Origin of the sequence: Streptomyces sp. NPDC059201 (genome assembly GCF_042754585.1) — a bacterium.
In the GTDB taxonomy this organism is placed as follows: Bacteria; Actinomycetota; Actinomycetes; order Streptomycetales; family Streptomycetaceae; genus Streptomyces.
The window spans coordinates 933856-954098 of sequence record NZ_JBHZBB010000002.1; the positions used below are offsets into that span (position 1 = coordinate 933856).

At 71.2% G+C, this 20243-nt stretch carries 23 protein-coding genes; 16 read left to right on the forward strand and 7 right to left on the reverse strand.

Annotation, left to right across the window (positions count from 1 at the left end):
• Position 1 precedes the first annotated feature (1 nt).
• The gene (tkt, locus tag ACFXMG_RS10015; protein ID WP_383827385.1) at positions 2 to 2089 is read right to left on the reverse strand and encodes a transketolase; all 2088 of its coding nucleotides are present in this window, start codon (positions 2087 to 2089) and stop codon (positions 2 to 4) included.
• 331 nt (positions 2090 to 2420) lie between these two features.
• On the opposite strand from tkt, the gene ACFXMG_RS10020 reads away from it, so the two are divergent.
• The 3 genes from ACFXMG_RS10020 (at position 2421) to ACFXMG_RS10030 (ending at position 5006) form a co-directional block, all read left to right on the forward strand.
• Positions 2421 to 3374, forward strand: coding sequence for a heme o synthase (locus ACFXMG_RS10020; RefSeq protein WP_383827387.1), 954 nt, complete (start codon positions 2421 to 2423; stop codon positions 3372 to 3374).
• Positions 3375 to 3464: 90 nt separating this feature from the next.
• Positions 3465 to 3809 (forward strand): hypothetical protein, encoded by a 345-nt coding sequence (locus ACFXMG_RS10025; RefSeq protein ID WP_383827389.1) that lies wholly within the window; start codon positions 3465 to 3467, stop codon positions 3807 to 3809.
• 117 nt (positions 3810 to 3926) lie between these two features.
• Positions 3927 to 5006, forward strand: a complete 1080-nt coding sequence (locus ACFXMG_RS10030; RefSeq protein ID WP_383827391.1) for an amidohydrolase family protein — start codon at positions 3927 to 3929, stop codon at positions 5004 to 5006.
• A 10-nt stretch (positions 5007 to 5016) separates the two neighbouring features.
• On the opposite strand, the gene ACFXMG_RS10035 is transcribed toward ACFXMG_RS10030, so the two are convergent.
• The 3 genes from ACFXMG_RS10035 to ACFXMG_RS10045 all read right to left on the reverse strand — a co-directional run bounded on the left by ACFXMG_RS10035 (position 5017) and on the right by ACFXMG_RS10045 (position 7764).
• The gene (locus ACFXMG_RS10035) at positions 5017 to 5985 is read right to left on the reverse strand and encodes a heme A synthase (protein WP_383827427.1); all 969 of its coding nucleotides are present in this window, start codon (positions 5983 to 5985) and stop codon (positions 5017 to 5019) included.
• A 73-nt stretch (positions 5986 to 6058) separates the two neighbouring features.
• The gene (locus tag ACFXMG_RS10040) at positions 6059 to 6823 is read right to left on the reverse strand and encodes an ABC transporter permease (RefSeq protein ID WP_383827393.1); all 765 of its coding nucleotides are present in this window, start codon (positions 6821 to 6823) and stop codon (positions 6059 to 6061) included.
• Positions 6820 to 7764, reverse strand: coding sequence for an ABC transporter ATP-binding protein (locus tag ACFXMG_RS10045; RefSeq protein ID WP_383827395.1), 945 nt, complete (start codon positions 7762 to 7764; stop codon positions 6820 to 6822). Before ACFXMG_RS10045 ends, ACFXMG_RS10040 begins: the two co-directional genes overlap by 4 nt.
• Before the next feature lie 113 nt (positions 7765 to 7877).
• On the opposite strand from ACFXMG_RS10045, the gene ACFXMG_RS10050 reads away from it, so the two are divergent.
• From ACFXMG_RS10050 to ACFXMG_RS10090, 9 genes are all read left to right on the forward strand, one after another.
• On the forward strand, positions 7878 to 8666 hold the full coding sequence (locus ACFXMG_RS10050) for a formate/nitrite transporter family protein (protein ID WP_383827397.1): 789 nt from the start codon (positions 7878 to 7880) through the stop codon (positions 8664 to 8666).
• A gap of 103 nt (positions 8667 to 8769) precedes the next feature.
• Positions 8770 to 9495 carry a helix-turn-helix transcriptional regulator gene (locus ACFXMG_RS10055; RefSeq protein WP_383827399.1) on the forward strand — a complete coding sequence of 242 codons (726 nt, stop codon included), beginning with the start codon at positions 8770 to 8772 and terminating at the stop codon, positions 9493 to 9495.
• Positions 9492 to 10907: a Fe-S cluster assembly protein SufB gene (gene sufB / locus ACFXMG_RS10060; RefSeq protein ID WP_383827401.1), complete on the forward strand. Its 1416-nt coding sequence runs from the start codon at positions 9492 to 9494 to the stop codon at positions 10905 to 10907. Before ACFXMG_RS10055 ends, sufB begins: the two co-directional genes overlap by 4 nt.
• Before the next feature lie 65 nt (positions 10908 to 10972).
• Positions 10973 to 12154 (forward strand): Fe-S cluster assembly protein SufD, encoded by a 1182-nt coding sequence (gene sufD / locus ACFXMG_RS10065; RefSeq protein WP_383827403.1) that lies wholly within the window; start codon positions 10973 to 10975, stop codon positions 12152 to 12154.
• Positions 12154 to 12471, forward strand: a complete 318-nt coding sequence (locus ACFXMG_RS10070; RefSeq protein WP_030322524.1) for a bifunctional 3-phenylpropionate/cinnamic acid dioxygenase ferredoxin subunit — start codon at positions 12154 to 12156, stop codon at positions 12469 to 12471. The genes sufD and ACFXMG_RS10070 overlap by 1 nt, the downstream gene beginning before the upstream one ends.
• Before the next feature lie 7 nt (positions 12472 to 12478).
• Complete coding sequence (gene sufC, locus ACFXMG_RS10075; RefSeq protein ID WP_383827405.1) at positions 12479 to 13243, forward strand: Fe-S cluster assembly ATPase SufC; 765 nt, start codon at positions 12479 to 12481, stop codon at positions 13241 to 13243.
• Positions 13240 to 14508 carry a cysteine desulfurase gene (locus ACFXMG_RS10080; RefSeq protein ID WP_383827407.1) on the forward strand — a complete coding sequence of 423 codons (1269 nt, stop codon included), beginning with the start codon at positions 13240 to 13242 and terminating at the stop codon, positions 14506 to 14508. The genes sufC and ACFXMG_RS10080 overlap by 4 nt, the downstream gene beginning before the upstream one ends.
• Before the next feature lie 12 nt (positions 14509 to 14520).
• On the forward strand, positions 14521 to 14994 hold the full coding sequence (sufU, locus tag ACFXMG_RS10085; RefSeq protein WP_383827409.1) for a Fe-S cluster assembly sulfur transfer protein SufU: 474 nt from the start codon (positions 14521 to 14523) through the stop codon (positions 14992 to 14994).
• Entirely contained in the window at positions 14991 to 15329 is a 339-nt protein-coding gene (locus ACFXMG_RS10090; RefSeq protein ID WP_383827411.1) for a metal-sulfur cluster assembly factor, read from the forward strand. The genes sufU and ACFXMG_RS10090 overlap by 4 nt, the downstream gene beginning before the upstream one ends.
• 76 nt (positions 15330 to 15405) lie before the next feature.
• On the opposite strand, the gene ACFXMG_RS10095 is transcribed toward ACFXMG_RS10090, so the two are convergent.
• Positions 15406 to 16470 carry an oxidoreductase gene (locus tag ACFXMG_RS10095; protein ID WP_383827413.1) on the reverse strand — a complete coding sequence of 355 codons (1065 nt, stop codon included), beginning with the start codon at positions 16468 to 16470 and terminating at the stop codon, positions 15406 to 15408.
• 63 nt (positions 16471 to 16533) lie between these two features.
• Here ACFXMG_RS10095 and ACFXMG_RS10100 point away from each other — a divergent pair, with 63 nt between their 5' ends.
• The 4 genes from ACFXMG_RS10100 (at position 16534) to ACFXMG_RS10115 (ending at position 18770) form a co-directional block, all read left to right on the forward strand.
• Positions 16534 to 16854, forward strand: a complete 321-nt coding sequence (locus ACFXMG_RS10100) for a DMT family transporter (RefSeq protein ID WP_383827415.1) — start codon at positions 16534 to 16536, stop codon at positions 16852 to 16854.
• Positions 16854 to 17450 (forward strand): TetR/AcrR family transcriptional regulator, encoded by a 597-nt coding sequence (locus tag ACFXMG_RS10105; protein WP_383827417.1) that lies wholly within the window; start codon positions 16854 to 16856, stop codon positions 17448 to 17450. The genes ACFXMG_RS10100 and ACFXMG_RS10105 overlap by 1 nt, the downstream gene beginning before the upstream one ends.
• A 44-nt stretch (positions 17451 to 17494) precedes the next feature.
• A complete protein-coding gene (dapD, locus tag ACFXMG_RS10110) occupies positions 17495 to 18481 on the forward strand; it encodes a 2,3,4,5-tetrahydropyridine-2,6-dicarboxylate N-succinyltransferase (RefSeq protein ID WP_383827418.1) in 987 nt (328 codons plus the stop codon).
• Between the two features lie 70 nt (positions 18482 to 18551).
• Positions 18552 to 18770, forward strand: coding sequence for a hypothetical protein (locus ACFXMG_RS10115; protein ID WP_383827420.1), 219 nt, complete (start codon positions 18552 to 18554; stop codon positions 18768 to 18770).
• On the opposite strand, the gene dapA is transcribed toward ACFXMG_RS10115, so the two are convergent.
• Both dapA and ACFXMG_RS10125 read right to left on the reverse strand, forming a co-directional pair.
• Entirely contained in the window at positions 18692 to 19642 is a 951-nt protein-coding gene (gene dapA, locus ACFXMG_RS10120; RefSeq protein ID WP_383827422.1) for a 4-hydroxy-tetrahydrodipicolinate synthase, read from the reverse strand. The genes ACFXMG_RS10115 and dapA overlap by 79 nt on opposite strands.
• 98 nt (positions 19643 to 19740) lie before the next feature.
• Complete coding sequence (locus tag ACFXMG_RS10125; RefSeq protein WP_383827424.1) at positions 19741 to 20187, reverse strand: GNAT family N-acetyltransferase; 447 nt, start codon at positions 20185 to 20187, stop codon at positions 19741 to 19743.
• Between the last annotated feature and the right edge of the window lie 56 nt (positions 20188 to 20243).

Here is a 20243-nt window from a genome sequence, read left to right on the forward strand (position 1 = left end):
GTCAGCGCGCGGCGGCGTCCAGCGATTCCCGGGCGGCGGCCACGACGGCCTCCGGCGTGAAACCGAACTCACGGAAGAGGACCTTGGCGTCGGCCGAGGCACCGAAGTGCTCCAGCGAGACGATCCGGCCCGCGTCACCGACGTACTTGTGCCACGTCAGACCGACACCGGCCTCGACCGCGACCCGGGCCTTCACCGACGGCGGCAGGACGGAGTCCTTGTACGCCTGGTCCTGCTCCTCGAACCACTCCACCGACGGCATCGAGACCACCCGGGTCGGGACGCCCCCGGCCTGGAGCCGCTCCCGGGCCTCGACGGCCAGGTGCACCTCGGAGCCGGTCGCGACGATCACGACCTGCGGCTCGCCGCCCTCGGCGTCGAACAGCACGTAGCCGCCCTTGGCCGCGTCCTCGTTCGGCGCGTACGTCGGCACGCCCTGACGGGTGAGCGCCAGACCGTGCGGCGCGCCCTTCAGGTACTCACGCGTGTGCCGCTTCATGATCTCGCGCCAGGCGATCGCCGTCTCGTTGGCGTCGGCCGGACGGACCACGTTCAGGCCCGGGATCGCGCGCAGCGAGGCCAGGTGCTCCACCGGCTGGTGGGTCGGGCCGTCCTCGCCGAGACCGATCGAGTCGTGCGTCCACACGTAGGTCACCGGCAGGTGCATCAGGGCCGACAGGCGCACCGCGTTGCGCATGTAGTCCGAGAAGACCAGGAAGGTGCCGCCGTAGATGCGGGTGTTGCCGTGCAGCGCGATGCCGTTCATCTCCGCGGCCATGGCGTGCTCGCGGATGCCGAAGTGGATCGTGCGGCCGTACGGGTTCGCCTCGGGCAGCGGGTTGCCCTCGGGGAGGAAGGACGACGCCTTGTCGATCGTCGTGTTGTTCGAGCCCGCGAGGTCGGCCGAGCCGCCCCACAGCTCCGGCACGACCTCGCCGAGCGCCTGGAGGACCTTGCCCGACGCGGCGCGGGTGGCGACGCTCTTGCCCGCCTCGAAGACCGGGAGCCTCTCCTCCCAGCCGGCCGGCAGCTCGTTCGCCTGGATCCGGTCGAACTCGGCGGCCCGCTCCGGGTTGGCCGTACGCCACTCGGCGAGCTGCTTCTCCCACGCGGCACGGGCCTCGCGGCCGCGGTCGCCCAGCTCACGGGTGTGGCCGATGACCTCGTCGGTGACCTCGAAGCTCTGCTCCGGGTCGAAGCCCAGGACGCGCTTGGTGGCCGCGACCTCCTCGTCGCCGAGCGCCGAGCCGTGCGCGGCCTCGGTGTTCTGCGCGTTCGGCGCCGGCCAGGCGATGATCGAGCGCATCGCGATGAACGACGGACGCCCGGTCTCGGCCTCGGCCGCGCGGATCGCCGCGTACAGCCCGGCCGGGTCCAGGTCGCCGTTGGCCTGCGGCTCCACGCGCTGCACGTGCCAGCCGTACGCCTCGTACCGCTTCAGCGTGTCCTCGGAGACGGCCGTCTCCGTGTCGCCCTCGATCGAGATGTGGTTGTCGTCCCACAGCAGGACCAGGTTGCCCAGCTTCTGGTGGCCCGCGAGCGAGGACGCCTCGGCGGAGATGCCCTCCTGGAGGCAGCCGTCGCCGGCGATCACGTAGACGTTGTGGTCGAAGGGGGAGGTGCCGGGGGCCGCCTCCGGGTCGAACAGACCGCGCTCGTAGCGGGCGGCCATCGCCATGCCCACCGCGTTCGCCACGCCCTGGCCCAGCGGGCCCGTGGTGGTCTCGACGCCGGCCGTGTGGCCGTACTCCGGGTGACCCGGGGTCTTCGAGCCCCAGGTGCGGAACGCCTTGAGGTCGTCCAGCTCCAGACCGAAGCCACCCAGGTACAGCTGGGTGTAGAGGGTCAGGGAGGAGTGGCCCGCGGAGAGCACGAACCGGTCGCGGCCGACCCACTCGGGGTCGGACGGGTCGTGGCGCATCACCTTCTGGAAGAGGGTGTACGCGGCCGGCGCGAGGCTCATCGCCGTACCGGGATGGCCGTTGCCGACCTTCTGTACGGCGTCCGCGGCCAGGATGCGGGCGGTGTCGACGGCCCGCTGGTCCAATTCGGTCCACTGGAGGTCTGTGGTGGTCGGCTTAGTGCTCACCCTGGGTCAGGGCTCCTCTCCACATGTCTGTAGCCGGTGACTGAGGGTGTACCGGCGTTGTCGAGCCTACCCCCGAAAAAGCCCCCTCTTTCCGTGTCCATGCCCCTCATATGAGCGGACAGAGCAAGAGTGCCGGTGGCCGTGGCGGTTCGCCTCCCGAACGGCGCGCCGAACCGTGTCCGCCCCTTGATACGCGCCGAAGAGTGAGCCCCGCCAACACGACCCCACCCCCGCGAAGATCGGTGTCTGGGCAACGTCTACAGTGGCGTGGTACGCGCAAGTTTCACCCCGCCTTTATCCGGGGAACTTGCTGGGAATTTCTCTGTCAGGGGTGTGCGTGACGGCCGTCGAGTCCCGACCCGCAGGGGTCGTCTTGACTCCCAGCCCGGGGGGCCACCGGCCGTTCGGGGCCCGCGTCAAGGCATTCGTTGCGCTGACCAAGCCGCGGATCATCGAACTGCTGCTCATCACCACCGTTCCGGTGATGTTCCTCGCCGAGCAGGGCGTGCCGGACCTGTGGCTGGTGCTCGCCACCTGCTTCGGCGGCTACCTGTCGGCGGGCGGCGCCAACGCGCTCAACATGTACATCGACCGCGACATCGACGCGCTGATGGACCGCACCGCGCAGCGCCCGCTGGTCACCGGAATGGTCTCGCCGCGCGAGGGCCTGGTCTTCGGCCTCAGCCTCGCCGTCGTCTCCACCCTCTGGTTCGGCCTGCTCGTCAACTGGCTCTCCGCCTGGCTCTCGCTCGGCGCGCTCCTCTTCTACGTCGTGATCTACACGATGATCCTGAAGCGGCGCACCGCGCAGAACATCGTCTGGGGCGGCATCGCCGGCTGCATGCCCGTCCTCATCGGCTGGTCCTCGGTCACGAACTCGATGTCCTGGGCCGCCGTCATCCTCTTCATGGTCATCTTCTTCTGGACGCCGCCGCACTACTGGCCGCTGTCGATGAAGGTGAAGGAGGACTACGCGCGCGTGGGCGTGCCCATGCTGCCCGTCGTCGCCTCCAACAAGGTCGTCGCCAAGCAGATCGTCCTCTACAGCTGGGTCATGGTCGCGGTCTCGCTGCTGCTCACCCCGCTGGGCTACACCGGCTGGTTCTACACCGCCGTCGCCCTGGCCACCGGCGGCTGGTGGCTGTGGGAGGCACACGGCCTCCTCAACCGCGCCAAGGCCGAGGTCACCGGCGGCAAGCTCAAGGAGATGCGCCTCTTCCACTGGTCCATCACCTACGTGTCGCTGCTCTTCGTGGCGGTCGCGGTGGACCCCTTCCTCCGCTGACGTCCTCCGGCTCCGACGGCCGGGTCGTGTGGGCTGTCCCACGCGGCCCGGCCGTCGTCAGTCGATCTACCCCTCGGTAGCATCCTTGTCATGGCAGACACCAAGGAAGACACCACCGCCGTCGCCCCGCGCGACGCGCGCAAGGCGGCCAAGCTGGCCAAGGAGATCCGCGCCTTCGGCAAGGACCACGGCGGCGTCGAGGGCCAGCTCGCCCACATCGGCCAGGCCGGCACCCGGATCGTCCTCGTCGGCGAGGACGGCGGCTGGGGCGACCTGGTGGCCCCCACCCACGCGATCGCCCAGCAGGCCGCCGAGCAGGCCGAGCTCACCCTGCACGACGAGTTCGACGGCGAGTTCGCCGCCAAGGTCGTCACCGGCCCCTACGAGTGGACCCGGATGGCCGGGATCCAGATCGGCGGCCCCGCCAACGCCTGAACCGGCGACGGCACCGGTCCCGGTGACCGGACGTAGTCATCGGCGGAGGCAACAACCTCGCACGGGGCTCACCCGTTAGGACGTGTGGAGACACGCCCACGCAGGGAGCCCCCCGAGATGATCGACACGCCGCGCCTGGTGGACCAGTACTGCCACGGGGTGCTCCGGACGGAGCTGGGCCTCGGCACCTTCGAGGCCCACCTCGGCCCGGCCGCCGCCTTCCCGGCCTCCGGCACCACCTTCTTCGACACCCAGACGGGCTTCGCCGTACGGCGCTGGTGCCCGCCCCTCCTGGGCCTCGAACCGCACTGCCCGCCGGCCCGCTACCTCGCCCGGCGCCGCGAGCTCGGCGTCGCCGAGACCGGCCGCCGACTGCTGCGGGCCGCCGGCATCGCCACGTACCTCGTCGACACCGGCCTCCCCGGAGACCTCACGGGGCCCGCCGAGCTGGCCGCAGCGGGCGAGGCCCGCGCCCACGAGATCGTCCGGCTCGAACCCCTCGCCGAACAGGTCGCCGACACCTCCGGCACCGTCGACGCCTTCCTCGCCAACCTCACCGAGGCCGTCCAGGACGCCGCCGTGCACTCCGTGGCCTTCTCCTCGGTCTCCGCCCTGCGCTGCGGCCTCCCCGCCGACCCCGAGCCCCCCGGGCGGGTCGAGACCCGCCGCGCCGCCGGGCGCTGGCTCGCCGACCGGCCCACCGGCGGACCCCTCGACTCCCCGGTGCTGCTGCGCCGCCTGCTGTGGATCGCGGTGGGCGCGGGGCGGCCGCTCCAACTGCACACGGGGGACCGGGACCCGGCGGGACTGACCGGATTCGCCGCCGCCACGGCCGGGCTCGGCGCGGACCTCGTCCTGCTCCACGGCTCGCCCCACCACCGCTCGGCGGCGCGGATGGCGGGGATCTTCCCGCACGTGTACGCGGACCTGGGCGCCGCCCTGGCGCACACCGGGGCGCGGGCGGCGGACGTCCTCGCCGAGGTCCTGGAGCTGGCCCCCTTCGGCAAGCTGCTCTACTCCAGCGGCGCCCGCGGCCTGCCCGAGCTGCACGTCGTCGCCGCCAGCTCCTTCCGCGCCGCCCTCGGCCGGGTGCTGGGCGCCTGGGTCCTGGACGGTGCCTGGTCCCGTACCGACGCCCAGCGGGTCGCGGCGATGCTGGCCGCGGAGAACGCGACGCGGGTCTACCGGCTGGGATGAGGAGCCGGGCTCACGCCGTGGCGAGCTCCGGGTCGGCCTGGGCCGGGATCTCGGCGGAGGGCAGCGGGCGCTCGCGCAGGCTCAGGGCCAGGCGCACCACGGCGATCCACATCAGCGAGGAGCCGAGCATGTGGGCGCCGACCAGGAGCTCCGGGACGCCGGTGAAGTACTGGAGGTAGCCCACGCCGCCCTGCGCGATCAGCACGATCAGCAGGTCGCGGGCGCGGGCGCGGGTGTCGTCCGGGGCGTCGACCACGCGCAGGACCAGCCACATCGCGACGGCGAGGGCGCAGACGACCCAGGCGGCGATGGCGTGCAGATGGGCGGCGTCCGTCCAGTCCCACGGCATGCGGGGCACATCGCTGCTGTCGCCCGCGTGCTTGCCCGCGCCGGTCACCGTCGTGCCGAGCGCGATCAGCAGACCCGAGACGATCGCGATCGCCCAGGACAGCTTCCGTACCGGCTTGGGCACGCGCGGGCGCGCGGGCGTGTCGCCCTCGCCGGACCGGTGCCAGGTGATCACGGCGACGGTGAGCAGCGCGTTCGCGGCCAGGAAGTGGCCGGCCACCGTCCAGGGGTTGAGGCCCATCCAGACGGTGATGCCGCCGAGCACGGCGTTGCTCATCACGATCCAGAACTGCGCCCAGCCCCAGCGGGTGAGGTTCCGCCGCCACGGCTTGGTCGACCGGGCGGCGATGATCGCCCAGCCGACGGCCGCCGACAGGACGTACGTCAGCATCCGGTTGCCGAACTCGATGGCCCCGTGGAGGCCCTGCTCGGGCGTGGCGAAGAGGCTGTCGTCGGTGCACTTGGGCCAGGTGTCGCAGCCGAGACCGGATCCGGTCAGCCGGACAGCGCCCCCCGTGACGATGATGAGCACGCTCATCACGACGGCGGAGAGCGCGGCACGCCGGAGGATCCGGGGGGACGGGGTCCAGCGCTGGGCGATGAAGGCGAGGGGGGTCAGCACGGGCCCTATCGTAGGCGCGGGCTTGTGCACGCTTTCACGAGGGGTGCCTTGTCGGGACACGTCACCCTCTGGGTCGGTCCGGCTACTCCCAGCGGAAGAGGCGAGCGGCCGCTCCCAGCCCCAGGACGGCCCAGACGGCGAGGATCAGGACGTCTCCCCCCGGCATGCCCGCGCCGCCCTGGAGGACGTCCCTCAGGCCGTCGGAGAGGGCGGAGATCGGCAGCAGCGCCAGGACGTCCCCGGCCGCGCCGAACTTCTCCAGCGGGACGATCACCCCGCCGCCGACCAGGAGCAGCAGGAAGACCAGGTTGGCGGCGGCGAGGGTGGCCTCGGCCTTGAGCGTGCCGGCCATGAGCAGCCCGAGCCCGGAGAAGGCGGCGGTGCCGAGGACCAGCAGGAGCAGGACGGTCAGCGGGTTGCCCTGCGGGGACCAGCCGAGGCCGAGCGCGATGGCGGTCAGCAGGGCGACCTGGAGGACCTCGGTGACCAGGACGGCGAGCGTCTTGGCGGTCATCAGGGCCCAGCGGGGCAGCGGGGAGGCGCCGAGCCGCTTGAGGACGCCGTAGCGGCGCTCGAAGCCGGTGGCGATGGCCTGGCCGGTGAAGGCGGTGGACATCACGGCGAGCGCGAGGACGCCGGGCGCCAGGAAGTCGACGGCCTCGCCGTCGCCGGTGTCGACGATGTCGACGGTCGAGAACAGCACCAGGAGCAGGGACGGGATGATCACCGTGAGGAGGAGCTGCTCGCCGTTGCGGAGCAGCATCCGCGTCTCCAGCGCGGTCTGCGCCGCGATCATCCGCCCGACGGGCGCGGCCCCCGGCCTCGGGGAGTAGGTACCTGCGCTCACGACCTCAGCTCCTTGCCGGTCAGCTCCAGGAAAACGTCTTCGAGGGTGTGGCGTTCGACCGAGATGCGGTCGGGCATGACGCCGTGCTGGGCGCACCAGGTGGTGACGGTGGCGAGCAGCTGGGGGTCGACGGTGCCGGTGATGCGGTACGTGCCGGGGAGCGGCTCGGCGGCCTCGGTGCCGTCCGGGAGCGCCTTGAGCAGGGAGCCGAGGTCGAGGCCGGGGCGGCCGCCGAAGCGGAGGGTGTTCTCGGCGCCGCCGCGGCAGAGCTGCTCGGGGCTGCCCTGGGCGGCGACCCGGCCGGCGTCGACGATGGCGACGTCGTCGGCCAGCTCCTCGGCCTCCTGCATGAAGTGGGTGGTGAGGACGGTGGTGACGCCGTCGGAGCGCAGCTCGCGGACGAGGTCCCAGGTGGCGCGGCGGGCCTGTGGGTCGAGACCGGCGGTGGGCTCGTCCAGGAAGACCAGCTCGGGGCGGCCGACGACGGCCATGGCGAGGGCGAGCCGCTGCTGCTGGCCGCCGGAGAGCCGCCGGTAGCTCGTACGGCCGCAGGAGCCGAGGCCGAGGCGCTCGATCAGGGCGTCGACGTCGAGCGGGTGGGCGTGCAGCCTCGCCATGTGGCGGAGCATCTCGTCGGCGCGGGCGCCGGAGTAGACGCCGCCGGACTGGAGCATCACGCCGACCCGGGGGCGCAGCGCGGCGGCGTCGGCGACCGGGTCGAGGCCGAGGACGCGGACGGTGCCGGCGTCCGGCCGCCGGTAGCCCTCGCAGGTCTCGATCGTGGTGGTCTTGCCGGCGCCGTTGGGGCCCAGGACGGCGGTGACGGTGCCGGTGCGCACGTCGAGGTCGAGGCCGTCGACGGCGGTCTTGGTGCCGTACCGCTTGACCAGACCGCGGACGCGGACGGCGGTGTCGGCGCCGTCGGCGGACTCGTTTCGCATGCCGGGAAGTCTAGGAGAGGGGGCGAAGGTCCCGTCGGCCCGGGGCCCGGGTCCGGCACGGACGGGACCTTTACGTGCGTTTCGGGCGGTCGGGCGGGCCTAGCGTCGTAGGGGTGATCAGTGTGGCGCAGAACCTCCACGAGGCGGCCGGGCAGGCCGCGCACAAGGCGCACGAGCTCCGCAGACCGGGCCGCTACGCGGTGTCGGCGGTGCTGGCGGGGGCGTACATCGCCGTGGGGGAGGTGCTGCTGCTGGTGGCGGTCTCGCCCTTCGTGGCGCAGGGCTCTCCGGTGGTGAAGCTGCTGGAGGGGATGGTCTTCCCGATCGCGCTGACCACCGTGATGTTCGCCGGGGCGCAGCTCTTCACCAGCAACGTGATGATGATGCTGCTGGGCGCGCTGGCGGGGCGGACGGGGGTGCGGGACCTGGTGGGGAGCTGGGCGCTCTCGCTGGCCGGGAACTTCGTGGGGGCCTTCCTGCTGGGCGCGATGGCGCACGCCTCGGGGGTGCTGTCGGCGCCGTCGGCGCGGGCGATGCTGGCGGAGCTGGTGGAGGGGAAGGAGGCGCTGGACGGCGGTCAGCTGTTCTGGCGGGCGGTGCTCTGCAACATGCTGGTCTGCCTCGGGGTGTGGATGTTCTCCCGGGCGAAGGGGGACGGCGCCAAGATCTTCGTGCTGTGGCTGCCGGTGCTGGTGTTCGTGGCGGTGGGTTTCGAGCACTGTGTGGCGAACATGGCGCTGTTCTCGATGGCGATCCTCGACGGGACGGCCGGTTTTGGGGACCTGGCGCACAACCTCCTCTTCACCGTTCCGGGCAACATCGTGGGCGGAGGAGTGCTGGTGGGAGGCGCGTACTGGTTCACGGGACGGCCTGAGCGGGGCCTCGATTCATCCCACGAATGATCGTTTCCGCAGGTCAGGTAAGCCTTACCTGAGTGATGCACGCCATCGTGGCCGGTTCGGGTGTGGCTTGTCACTGCCTGATTAATTACGCAACAATGGCGTTGTGAAAAACCTTGGCGCGGCTCCTGCGGAGGAACTCGCGACCCGAGAGCGGTCCACACGCAACCGGGTCGCGCGGTCCATCCTGGACCACGGGCCGTCCACCGTCGCCGATCTCGCCGAGCGGCTCGGCCTCACCCAGGCCGCCGTCCGCCGGCACCTCGACGCGCTGGTCGCCGAGCAGGTCGTCGAGGCGCGCGAGAAGCGCGTCTACGGGGCCCGCACCCGCGGCCGCCCCGCCAAGGTCTTCGCCCTCACCGACTGCGGCCGGGACGCCTTCGACCAGTCGTACGACTCCCTCGCCGTCGAGGCGCTCCGCTGGATCGAGCGCAACGCCGGAGGAGAGGCCGCCGTCGCCGCCTTCGCCCGCGACCGGATCGAGGCCCAGGCCGCGTCCTACCGGGAGGCGGTCGAGGCGGTCGAGCCCGAACGGCGGGCCGAGGCGCTGGCCAAGGCCCTGACGGCGGACGGGTACGCTGCGACTGCGCGCAACGCGCCGGTCGGCGAGCAGCTCTGCCAGCACCACTGCCCGGTCGCCCACGTCGCCGAGCAGTACCCACAGCTGTGCGAGGCGGAGACGGAGATCTTCTCCCGCCTCCTGGGAACGCACGTCCAGCGCCTGGCCACGATCGCCCATGGCGACGGCGTCTGCACGACGTTCATCCCGCACAGCACCCCGCAGACCACAGAGACAGCATCCGCAAGTACGGCCGGGAGGAAGCCCGCATGACCACCGAGATCAGCCACCCCGAGCTTGAGGGCCTGGGTCGGTACGAGTACGGCTGGGCCGACTCCGACACCGCCGGCGCCACCGCCAAGCGCGGACTGAACGAGGACGTCGTCCGCGACATCTCCTCGAAGAAGAACGAGCCCGAGTGGATGCTGAAGCTCCGCCTCAAGGGGCTGAAGCTCTTCGGCAAGAAGCCCATGCCGACCTGGGGCTCCGACCTCGGCGGGATCGACTTCGACAACATCAAGTACTTCGTGCGCTCCACCGAGAAGCAGGCCGCTTCCTGGGAGGAACTGCCGGAGGACATCAAGAACACGTACGACAAGCTCGGCATCCCCGAGGCGGAGAAGCAGCGCCTCGTCGCCGGTGTCGCGGCCCAGTACGAGTCCGAGGTCGTCTACCACCAGATCCGCGAGGACCTGGAGGAGCAGGGCGTCATCTTCGTCGACACCGACACCGCGCTGAAGGAGCACGAGGAGCTCTTCCGGGAGTACTTCGGCACCGTCATCCCCGTCGGCGACAACAAGTTCGCCTCGCTGAACACGGCCGTGTGGTCCGGCGGATCGTTCATCTACGTGCCGAAGGGCGTGCACGTCGAGATCCCGCTCCAGGCCTACTTCCGTATCAACACGGAGAACATGGGCCAGTTCGAGCGGACGCTGATCATCGTCGACGAGGACGCCTACGTCCACTACGTCGAGGGCTGCACCGCCCCGATCTACTCCTCCGACTCGCTGCACTCCGCGGTCGTCGAGATCATCGTGAAGAAGGGCGGCCGCTGCCGCTACACGACGATCCAGAACTGGTCGAACAACGTCTACAACCTGGTGACCAAGCGCGCCGTCGCCTACGAGGGCGCCACCATGGAGTGGGTCGACGGCAACATCGGCTCCAAGGTCACCATGAAGTACCCGGCCGTCTACCTGATGGGCGAGCACGCCAAGGGCGAGACCCTCTCCATCGCCTTCGCGGGCGAGGGCCAGCACCAGGACGCCGGCGCCAAGATGGTCCACATGGCCCCGAACACCTCGTCGTCCATCGTCTCCAAGTCGGTGGCGCGCGGCGGCGGCCGTACCTCCTACCGCGGCCTCATCGAGATCGGCGAGGGCGCCCCCGGCGCCAAGTCCAACGTGCTCTGCGACGCCCTGCTCGTCGACACGATCTCCCGCTCCGACACGTACCCCTACGTGGACGTGCGCGAGGACGACGTGACCATGGGCCACGAGGCCACCGTCTCCAAGGTCTCCGAGGACCAGCTCTTCTACCTGATGCAGCGCGGCCTGACCGAGCAGGAGGCCATGGCGATGATCGTCCGCGGCTTCGTCGAGCCGATCGCCAAGGAGCTGCCGATGGAGTACGCGCTGGAGCTGAACCGGCTGATCGAGCTGCAGATGGAAGGCGCGGTCGGCTAAGCGCCTCCGCCCCTCCGTACCGCAGCGACTGATTCTTTACGCAGGAAGAGAGCAAGACGACAGCCATGGCTGAGGCTCAGAACATCCCGGCGGGCTCCACCACCGCCGGCTCGATCGCGGTGGCCGCCGAGTCCACCGTCGCCACGCGCATGAGCGCCCCGCCCTCGTTCGACGTCGCGGACTTCCCCGTCCCGCACGGCCGCGAGGAGGAGTGGCGCTTCACCCCGCTCGCCCGTCTGCGCGGTCTGCACGACGGCACCGCCGTCGCCACCGGCGAGGGCGTCCGGGTCGAGATCGAGGCCCCCGAGGGCGTCACCGTGGAGACCGTCGGCCGCGACGACGAGCGCCTCCGCAAGGCCGGCACGCCCGTCGACCGCGTCGCCGCCCAGGCGTACTCCTCCTTCGAGAAGGCGTCGGTCGTCACCGTCGCCAAGGAGGCCGTCCTCGACGAGCCGATCCGCGTCGCCGTGCACGGACAGGGCGGCGTCGCCTTCGGCCACCAGGTGATCGAGCTCGGCGCCTTCGCCGAGGCCGTCGTCGTCATCGACCACACCGGTGACGCGGTGCTCGCCGCCAACGTCGACTTCGTCGTCGGCGACGGCGCCAAGCTCACCGTCGTCTCCGTCCAGGACTGGGACAAGGACGCCGTCCACGTCGCGCAGCACAACGCGCTGCTCGGCCGGGACGCCTCCTTCAAGTCGGTCGTCGTCACCTTCGGCGGTGACGTCGTCCGCCTCCACCCGCGCGTCAGCTACTCCGCCCCCGGCGGCCAGGCCGAGCTCTTCGGCCTGTACTTCACCGACGCCGGCCAGCACCAGGAGCACCGCCTCCTGGTCGACCACAACACCCCGCACTGCACCTCCAACGTGGCCTACAAGGGCGCGTTGCAGGGCCAGGACGCGCACGCGGTCTGGATCGGTGACGTCCTCATCCAGGCCGCCGCCGAGGGCACCGACACCTACGAGCTCAACCGGAACCTGGTCCTCACCGACGGCGCCCGGGTCGACTCCGTGCCGAACCTGGAGATCGAGACCGGCGAGATCGCCGGCGCCGGCCACGCCTCCGCCACCGGCCGCTTCGACGACGAGCAGCTCTTCTACCTGATGGCCCGCGGCATCACGGAGACCGAGGCCCGCCGCCTCGTCGTCCGCGGCTTCTTCGCCGAGCTGGTCCAGCAGATCGGCCTGCCCGACGTCGAGGAGCGCCTGATCGCCAAGGTCGAGGCCGAGCTGGAGGCCACCGTCTGATGGCCTTCGTCCGAGTCTGCGCGCTGAGCGAGCTGGAGGCCGACACCCCGAAGCGGGTCGAGGTCGACGGCACGCCGGTGTCGGTCGTCCACACCGAGGGCGAGGTGTTCGCGATCAACGACATCTGCTCGCACGCCAACGTCTCCCTCTCGGAGGGCGAGGTCGAGGACTGCGCCATCGAGTGCTGGCTGCACGGTTCCAGCTTCGACCTCCGCACCGGCAAGCCGTCCGGCCTTCCCGCGACGCGCCCCGTCCCCGTGTACCCCGTAAAGATCGAAGGGGACGATGTGCTCGTCTCCGTCACCCAGGAGTCCTGAGTCACCCATGGCAACGCTCGAAATCCACGACCTGCACGTCTCCGTCGAGGCGGAGAACGGCCCCCGCGAGATCCTCAAGGGCGTCGACCTGACCATCAAGCAGGGTGAGACCCACGCGGTCATGGGCCCCAACGGCTCCGGCAAGTCGACCCTGGCGTACTCCCTGGCGGGCCACCCCAAGTACACGATCACCGGCGGCACCGTCACCCTCGACGGCGAGGACGTCCTGGAGATGTCCGTCGACGAGCGCGCCCGCGCCGGCGTGTTCCTCGCCATGCAGTACCCGGTCGAGGTCCCCGGTGTCTCGGTCTCCAACTTCCTGCGCACCTCCGCCACCGCCATCCGCGGCGAGGCCCCCAAGCTCCGCACCTGGGTGAAGGAGGTCCGCGAGGCCATGGAGAAGCTCTCCATGGACCCGGCCTTCGCCGAGCGCAACGTGAACGAGGGCTTCTCCGGCGGCGAGAAGAAGCGCCACGAGATCCTCCAGCTGGAGCTCCTCAAGCCGAAGATCGCGATCCTGGACGAGACCGACTCCGGCCTCGACGTCGACGCGCTGCGCATCGTCTCCGAGGGCGTCAACCGCGTCCGCGAGTCCGGTGAGGTCGGCACCCTCCTCATCACCCACTACACGCGCATCCTGCGCTACATCAAGCCCGACTTCGTGCACGTGTTCGCGAACGGCCGCATCGTCGAGTCCGGCGGCGCCGAGCTCGCCGACCAGCTGGAGAACGAGGGCTACGACAAGTACGTGAAGGGTGGCGCATCCGCGTGACTTCCGCCCATCAGGGGCTGACCGGCCTCCTCGACACCGAGGCGATCCGCAAGGACTTCCCGCTCCTGGATCGCACGGTCCACGACGGCAAGAAGATCGTGTACCTGGACTCCGCGGCGACTTCGCAGAAGCCGCGCCAGGTCCTCGACGCGCTCAACACCTACTACGAGCGGCACAACGCCAACGTCCACCGCGGCGTCTACACGGTCGCCGAGGAGGCCACCGCGCTGTACGAGGGCGCCCGCGACAAGGTCGCCGCCTTCATCAACGCGCCGAGCCGCAACGAGGTGATCTTCACCAAGAACGCCTCCGAGTCGCTCAACCTCGTGGCCAACATGCTGGGCTGGGCCGACGAGCCCTACCGCGTGGACCACGAGACCGAGATCGCCATCACGGAGATGGAGCACCACTCCAACATCGTCCCGTGGCAGCTGCTCTCGCAGCGCACCGGCGCGAAGCTGAAGTGGTTCGGCCTCACCGACGACGGCCGTCTCGACCTGTCGAACATCGACGAGGTCATCACGGAGAAGACGAAGATCGTCTCCTTCACGCTGGTCTCCAACCTGCTCGGCACCCAGAACCCGGTCGAGACCATCGTCCGGCGCGCCCAGGAGGTCGGTGCGCTCGTCTGCATCGACGCCTCGCAGGCGGCCCCGCACCAGGTCCTGGACGTGCAGGCGCTCCAGGCCGACTTCGTGGCCTTCACCGGCCACAAGATGTGCGGCCCGACCGGCATCGGCGTGCTGTGGGGACGGCAGGAGCTCCTGGAGGACCTCCCGCCCTTCCTCGGCGGCGGCGAGATGATCGAGACCGTCTCGATGCACTCCTCCACCTACGCGCCGGCCCCGCACAAGTTCGAGGCGGGTACGCCCCCGATCGCCCAGGCCGTCGGCCTCGGCGCGGCCGTGGACTACCTGTCGGCGATCGGCATGGAGAACATCGCGCGCCACGAGCACGCGATCACCGAGTACGCCGTCCGCCGCCTCCAGGAGGTCCCGGACCTGCGGATCATCGGCCCCAACACGGCCGAGGACCGCGGCGCGGCGATCTCCTTCACGCTCGGCGACATCCACCCGCACGACGTGGGCCAGGTCCTCGACGAGCAGGGCATCGCGGTCCGGGTCGGCCACCACTGCGCGCGGCCGGTCTGCCTCCGGTACGGAATTCCTGCGACCACGCGGGCGTCGTTCTATCTGTACTCCACCCCGGCCGAGGTCGACGCCCTCGTCGAGGGGCTGGAGCACGTCCGTAACTTCTTCGGATAGGGCGGCTGACCTGTGAAGCTGGATTCGATGTACCAGGACGTCATCCTGGACCACTACAAGCACCCGCACGGGCGGGGCTTGCGGGACGGCGACGCCGAGGTGCACCACGTCAACCCGACGTGCGGCGACGAGATCACGCTCCGCGTGAAGTACGACGGCGAGCGCATCGAGGACGTCTCGTACGAGGGCCAGGGCTGCTCCATCAGCCAGGCGTCGGCCTCCGTCCTCAACGAGCTGCTCGTCGGCAAGGAGCTGGCCGAGGCGCAGAAGATCCAGGGCGCCTTCCTGGAGCTGATGCAGTCCAAGGGCCAGATCGAGCCGGACGACGCCATGGAGGAGATCCTGGAGGACGCGGTCGCGTTCGCCGGTGTCTCCAAGTACCCGGCACGGGTGAAGTGCGCGCTGCTCAGCTGGATGGCGTGGAAGGACGCGACCGCCCAGGCCCTGGGCGGAGACGACCAGAAGTCTGTGAGGAAGTCGGCATGACCGAGAACATCGAGGCCACGATGAAGCCGGCCTCCGAGGAAGAAGTCCGCGAGGCGCTGTACGACGTCGTCGACCCCGAGCTGGGCATCGACGTGGTCAACCTCGGCCTGATCTACGGGATCCACATCGACGACGCGAACATCGCGACGCTCGACATGACCCTGACCTCGGCGGCCTGTCCGCTGACGGACGTCATCGAGGACCAGGCCCGCTCCGCCACCGACGGCATCGTCAGCGAGCTGCGGATCAACTGGGTCTGGATGCCCCCGTGGGGCCCGGACAAGATCACCGACGACGGCCGCGAGCAGCTTCGCGCGCTGGGCTTCAACGTCTGAGTGACGCACGCGTGTGAGAAGAGGCCCCCGGCATGCGCCGGGGGCCTCTTCCGCGTACCGGGTATGTCAGGTCGGGTCAGGCGGCGGCCTGGGCCAGGACCGGGCCCAGGTTCTCCCGGCGGATGCGCTGGTCGACGTAGAGGAGGCCGGACGCCAGGGGCTGGAGCGGGCCGAGCAGGGCCTGGGTCAGCAGCTGGAGCAGGGCGAGGACGACCGCGTGGGTGCCGGCGGCCAGGAAGAGGGTGCCGGGGGTGGCGTGCTGGGCGAGCGGGGCGGCGAAGAGGGAGAACTGGCTCACCAGCGACAGGCACATCTGCACCACGAACGAGACGCCGCCGACGATCAGCATCATCACCAGCGTGTAGCCGAAGATCCGCCACCAGGAGCCGCGGACCAGCTCCGCAGAGCGGCGCATGGCGGTCAGGGCGCCGGCCGACTCGACGACGGCGGCGGTCGGGGCGAGGCTGAACTTCACCCAGATCCACACGGCGAACGGCATCGTTGCGAGGCTCAGGAGCAGGAAGAGCAGACCGGTGAGCCCCCACCCGACACCGCCCGCGTCCCCGCCCTTGCTCGCCGCGATGCTCGCGATCATCGCGCCCAGCATGAAGCAGAGGCCGACCAGGAAGAGCAGCATCGGGACGAGGGCGGCCAGCGCCGACAGGACGATCGAGCCGAACACCGAGCCGAGCCGCGCCCACGCCCGGCGCCACACCGTCCCGAAGCCGATCGGACGCCCGAGCACGGCCTCCTGGACCACGACCGCGACGGCGGCGTGCAGCAGACCCGTCGCCAGCAGCATCCCCAGCGCGCAGGCCAGCCAGAGGGAGCCGAGGCCGACGAAGAGCGGCGCGATGTCCGAGAGCCCGGGATCCCCGGCGGTGGGGGAGTCCACCCAGCGTTCGTACCCGTCGGCGAAGGCGGCCCAGACGGCCGCGCCCACGCCGAGCATCACCGCGCCGGCCACCGTGTAGGCGGCCAGGGTGATGCCGAGCAGCACCTTCCAGTGGCGGCGGTACGCGGCGAAGGCGCCCGCCAGCACGTGGTTCAGGTCGAGCGGCGCCAGGGGTATCACCCCGGGCTTCGGCGGGGGTGGCACGGGAGCGTAGCCGTACCCGTACGGCCCAGGGGGATAGGTCATGCGCCATACGGTATAGGGGACCGTTGTGTACATCCGTACGCAACGATGTGTACCCTCGTACACATGGGTTACGGACTGCTCGCCGGGGCCATCGCGGCCGAGATCATCGCCACCACCTCCATGAAGTTCAGCGAGGGCTTCTCCAGGCTCTGGCCCTCGATCGTCACCGGGGTCGGGTACGTCATCGCCTTCGCGCTGCTCGCCCAGGCGCTCAAGACCCTCCAGGTCGGCACCGCCTACGCGATCTGGTCCGGGGTCGGCACCGCGGCCGTCGCCGGCATCGGGATCCTCTTCCTCGGCGAGACCCTGAGCCTCGCCAAGATCGCCGGGATCGTCCTCATCGTCGCCGGGGTCGCCGTGCTCAACCTTGGCGGGGCGCACTGATGGCGCGGGCCAGGAGGTACGACCCCGAGCGGCGCGAGCGGATCGTCGACGCCGCCCTGCGGGTGATGCGGCGCGACGGGATCGGCGGGCTGAGCCACCGCACCGTCGCCGCCGAGGCCGACGTGCCGCTGGGCTCGACCACGTACCACTTCGGCTCCCTCGACGAACTCCTCGTCGCCGCCCTGCGCCAGGTCAACGCCGGTCTCGCCGAGGAACTGCGCGGCGCGACCCCGCGTGAGGGGGAGGCGCTCGCCCACGCGCTCGCCCGGCTCCTCGGGAAGTGGCTCACGGCCGAGCGGGGCCAGGTGGAGCTGGAGTACGAGCTCTACCTCGCCGCCCTGCGCAGGCCCGCGCTCCGGCCCGTCGCCGCCGAATGGACGGAGGAGGTCGTCGCCGCCGTCGCCCCGCACACCGGGCGGACCACCGCCCGCGCCCTGATCGCCCTCGTGGACGGCATCGGCCTCCAGGTGCTGCTCACCGGCGCGCCGTACGACGAGGCGTACGCGGCCGAGATGATCGCCCGGATCCTGAACGAAGAGCCGAAGGAGCGGACCGGGGGCTTGTCGGATGCTCCGGGCGGGCCGACCGTCACCTGAGACCGGTTGGCCCGGGCCAGGGCCCGACCGTTAGGTTTTCCGTCATGACCACCACTGCTTCTCGCACCACCGGCGCCGTCGCCGCCGGCCTCGCCACCATCGCCGGTGACGGCACCGTCCTCGACACCTGGTTCCCCGCCCCCGAGCTCACCGAGGAGCCCGGCCCGGCCGGCACCACGCGGCTCTCCCCGGACGAGGCGGTGAACGCCCTCGGCGAGGGTGCCGCCAAGGCCCTCGGCGTGGACGCCCGCCGGGGCGTCGAGGTGGTCGCCGTCCACACCGTCATCGGCTCGCTCGACGAGAAGCCGCTCGACGCCCACGACGCCTACCTCCGCCTCCACCTGCTGAGCCACCGCCTGGTGAAGCCGCACGGCCAGAGCCTGGACGGCGTCTTCGGCCTGCTCGCCAACGTCGCCTGGACCTCGCTCGGCCCCGTCGCCGTCGACGACATCGAGAAGGTGCGGCTCAACGCCCGCGCCGAGGGCCTGCACCTCCAGGTCACCTCGATCGACAAGTTCCCCCGCATGACCGACTACGTCGTGCCCGCCGGCGTCCGCGTCGCCGACGCCGACCGCGTCCGCCTCGGCGCCCACCTCGCCGCCGGCACCACCGTCATGCACGAGGGCTTCGTCAACTTCAATGCCGGCACCCTCGGCACCTCCATGGTCGAGGGCCGCATCTCCGCCGGCGTCGTCGTCGGCGACGGCTCCGACATCGGCGGCGGCGCCTCCACCATGGGCACCCTCTCCGGCGGCGGCAACGTCGTCATCTCCATCGGCGAGCGCTGCCTCGTCGGCGCCGAGGCCGGCGTCGGCATCGCGCTCGGCGACGAGTGCGTCGTCGAGGCCGGTCTGTACGTCACCGCCGGCACCCGGGTCACCATGCCCGACGGCCAGGTCGTGAAGGCCCGTGACCTCTCCGGCGCCTCCAACATCCTCTTCCGCCGCAACTCGGTCACCGGCGCCGTCGAGGCCCGCCCGAACAACGCGGTCTGGGGCGGCCTCAACGACATCCTGCACAGCCACAACTGACGGCCCTCACCGAGCGTTGTCTCTCGGGGGGAGCGCGGTGCTCCACCGAGAGACGAGGCGAGGAGCCGACATGAGGACGAAGCCGATGGTCGCGGGGGTGCTCGCGGCGGCGGCGGTGCTGCTGCCGGCGGGCGCCGCCCGGGCGGACGAGACGCACACGCACAACGGACCGACCGTGACCAACGGCCCCAGCCTCACCCTGCACACGGGTCAGATCGACGACCCGCTGGAGGACGTGCTGGAGCACGCCGCGATCCTCGGACGCACCTCCACCGTCGACTCCGGCTGAAGCAGCTCGTCGAGCAGGGCGCGCAGCCCGTCGGCCGTCTCCGGGCCGGCGGGCAGCAGCGGGTCCCGGACCGGGCCGCCCAGGAGGGCCTTCGCGGTGACCGTGCCCGGCAGGCCCGCGTTCATCATCCCCTCGACGAGGGGCAGCGTCCGGGCGTGCAGCCGGGCGGCCAGGGCGGTGTCACCGGCGTCGTACGCGTCGAGGACGGCGGCCAGCGGGCGCGGCGCCACGTTGGCGACCGTGCTGACGTAGCCGGCGCCGCCGACCGCGTACAGCGGCAGGTTCAGCTCCTCGCTGCCGGAGTAGTACGCGAGCCCGGTCTCGGCGATCAGCCGGGCCGCGGTCAGGAGGTCGTACGAGCAGTCCTTCACGGCCGTGATCCGCGGGTGCCCGGCGAGCCGGCGCATGGTCGCGGGCTCGATACGGGTCCCGGTGCGGCCGGGGATGTCGTAGACCATCACGGGGAGCCCGGCGGCGTCCGCGACCTTCAGGAAGTGGGCGGCGACCGCGTCCTGCGGCGGGCGGCTGTAGTACGGCGTCACCACCAGCAGGCCGTCCGCCCCTGCCTCCTCCGCCTGGCGGGCCAGCTCCACGGTGTGCCGGGTGTCGGCCGTGCCGACGCCCGCGACGAGCGCCGGGGCCGGGCCGACCGCCTCCCGCACCACCCGGATCAGCGCCGCCTTCTCGGCGTCCGTGGTGGTCGGGGACTCCCCGGTGGTGCCGTTGAGGACCAGGCCGTCGCAGCCCTCCCCGAGCAGCCGGGCGGCCAGCTTCGCCGCCTCGTCGAGGTCGAGGGCGCCGGAGTCGGTGAACGGAGTCACCATCGCGCAGAGGGAGCGGCCGAAGGGGCGGTGCGTTCCTGGAGTGCTCATGGAAAGCAGTCTGGGCGGATGCCATCGTTCAGGTCCACTTAGATCTGCTTGTCCGGAACGTTCAGTCAGGCTGAAGGGATCAGTGGACGGGAGCCGGCTCAGAGGGCGAGCTTGAAGCCCTCGTGGCTGCGCGCGTACCCCAGTGAGGCGTAGAAGCGGTGGGCGTCGGCGCGCCCCTTGCCGCTGGTGAGCTGGACGAGGGCGCAGCCGCGCCCCCGGGCCCGGTCCGCCGCCAGCTCCATCAGCCGGCGGCCCAGGCCCGCGCCCCTGCGGTCGGCCCGGATCCGGACCGCCTCGATCAGCGCCCGCTCGGCGCCGCCCTTGCCGAGCCCCGGGATGTAGGTGGCCTGGAGGCAGCCGAGGATCACGCCGTCCGGGCCGGCCAGCACCAGCAGTTCGTTGCGGGCATCGGCCTGGATGTCCGCGAAGGCCCGCTCGTACGCCTCGGTGATCCGGACCGAGGCCGGGTCGACGACGCGTTCCTCGTCGGCGAGGAGGGCGAGCACGGCGGGGAGTTCGGCACGGGTGGCGGGGCGGAGGTTCATGACGCGCAGTCTCGCACGGCGAAGCCCCTTGACCTCGACCAAGGTTGAGGTAGGAG

Coding starts and splice junctions, on each gene's coding strand:
- ACFXMG_RS10025 (WP_383827389.1), top strand. CDS start 3,465: ATGGCAGACACCAAGGAAGACACCACCGCCGTCGCCCCGCGCGACGCG.
- ACFXMG_RS10030 (WP_383827391.1), top strand. CDS start 3,927: ATGATCGACACGCCGCGCCTGGTGGACCAGTACTGCCACGGGGTGCTC.
- ACFXMG_RS10045 (WP_383827395.1), bottom strand. CDS start 7,764: ATGCGAAACGAGTCCGCCGACGGCGCCGACACCGCCGTCCGCGTCCGC.
- sufB (WP_383827401.1), top strand. CDS start 9,492: ATGACCACCGAGATCAGCCACCCCGAGCTTGAGGGCCTGGGTCGGTAC.
- sufD (WP_383827403.1), top strand. CDS start 10,973: ATGGCTGAGGCTCAGAACATCCCGGCGGGCTCCACCACCGCCGGCTCG.
- ACFXMG_RS10070 (WP_030322524.1), top strand. CDS start 12,154: ATGGCCTTCGTCCGAGTCTGCGCGCTGAGCGAGCTGGAGGCCGACACC.
- sufC (WP_383827405.1), top strand. CDS start 12,479: ATGGCAACGCTCGAAATCCACGACCTGCACGTCTCCGTCGAGGCGGAG.
- ACFXMG_RS10090 (WP_383827411.1), top strand. CDS start 14,991: ATGACCGAGAACATCGAGGCCACGATGAAGCCGGCCTCCGAGGAAGAA.
- ACFXMG_RS10095 (WP_383827413.1), bottom strand. CDS start 16,470: ATGACCTATCCCCCTGGGCCGTACGGGTACGGCTACGCTCCCGTGCCA.
- ACFXMG_RS10100 (WP_383827415.1), top strand. CDS start 16,534: ATGGGTTACGGACTGCTCGCCGGGGCCATCGCGGCCGAGATCATCGCC.
- ACFXMG_RS10105 (WP_383827417.1), top strand. CDS start 16,854: ATGGCGCGGGCCAGGAGGTACGACCCCGAGCGGCGCGAGCGGATCGTC.
- dapD (WP_383827418.1), top strand. CDS start 17,495: ATGACCACCACTGCTTCTCGCACCACCGGCGCCGTCGCCGCCGGCCTC.
- ACFXMG_RS10115 (WP_383827420.1), top strand. CDS start 18,552: ATGAGGACGAAGCCGATGGTCGCGGGGGTGCTCGCGGCGGCGGCGGTG.
- dapA (WP_383827422.1), bottom strand. CDS start 19,642: ATGAGCACTCCAGGAACGCACCGCCCCTTCGGCCGCTCCCTCTGCGCG.
- ACFXMG_RS10125 (WP_383827424.1), bottom strand. CDS start 20,187: ATGAACCTCCGCCCCGCCACCCGTGCCGAACTCCCCGCCGTGCTCGCC.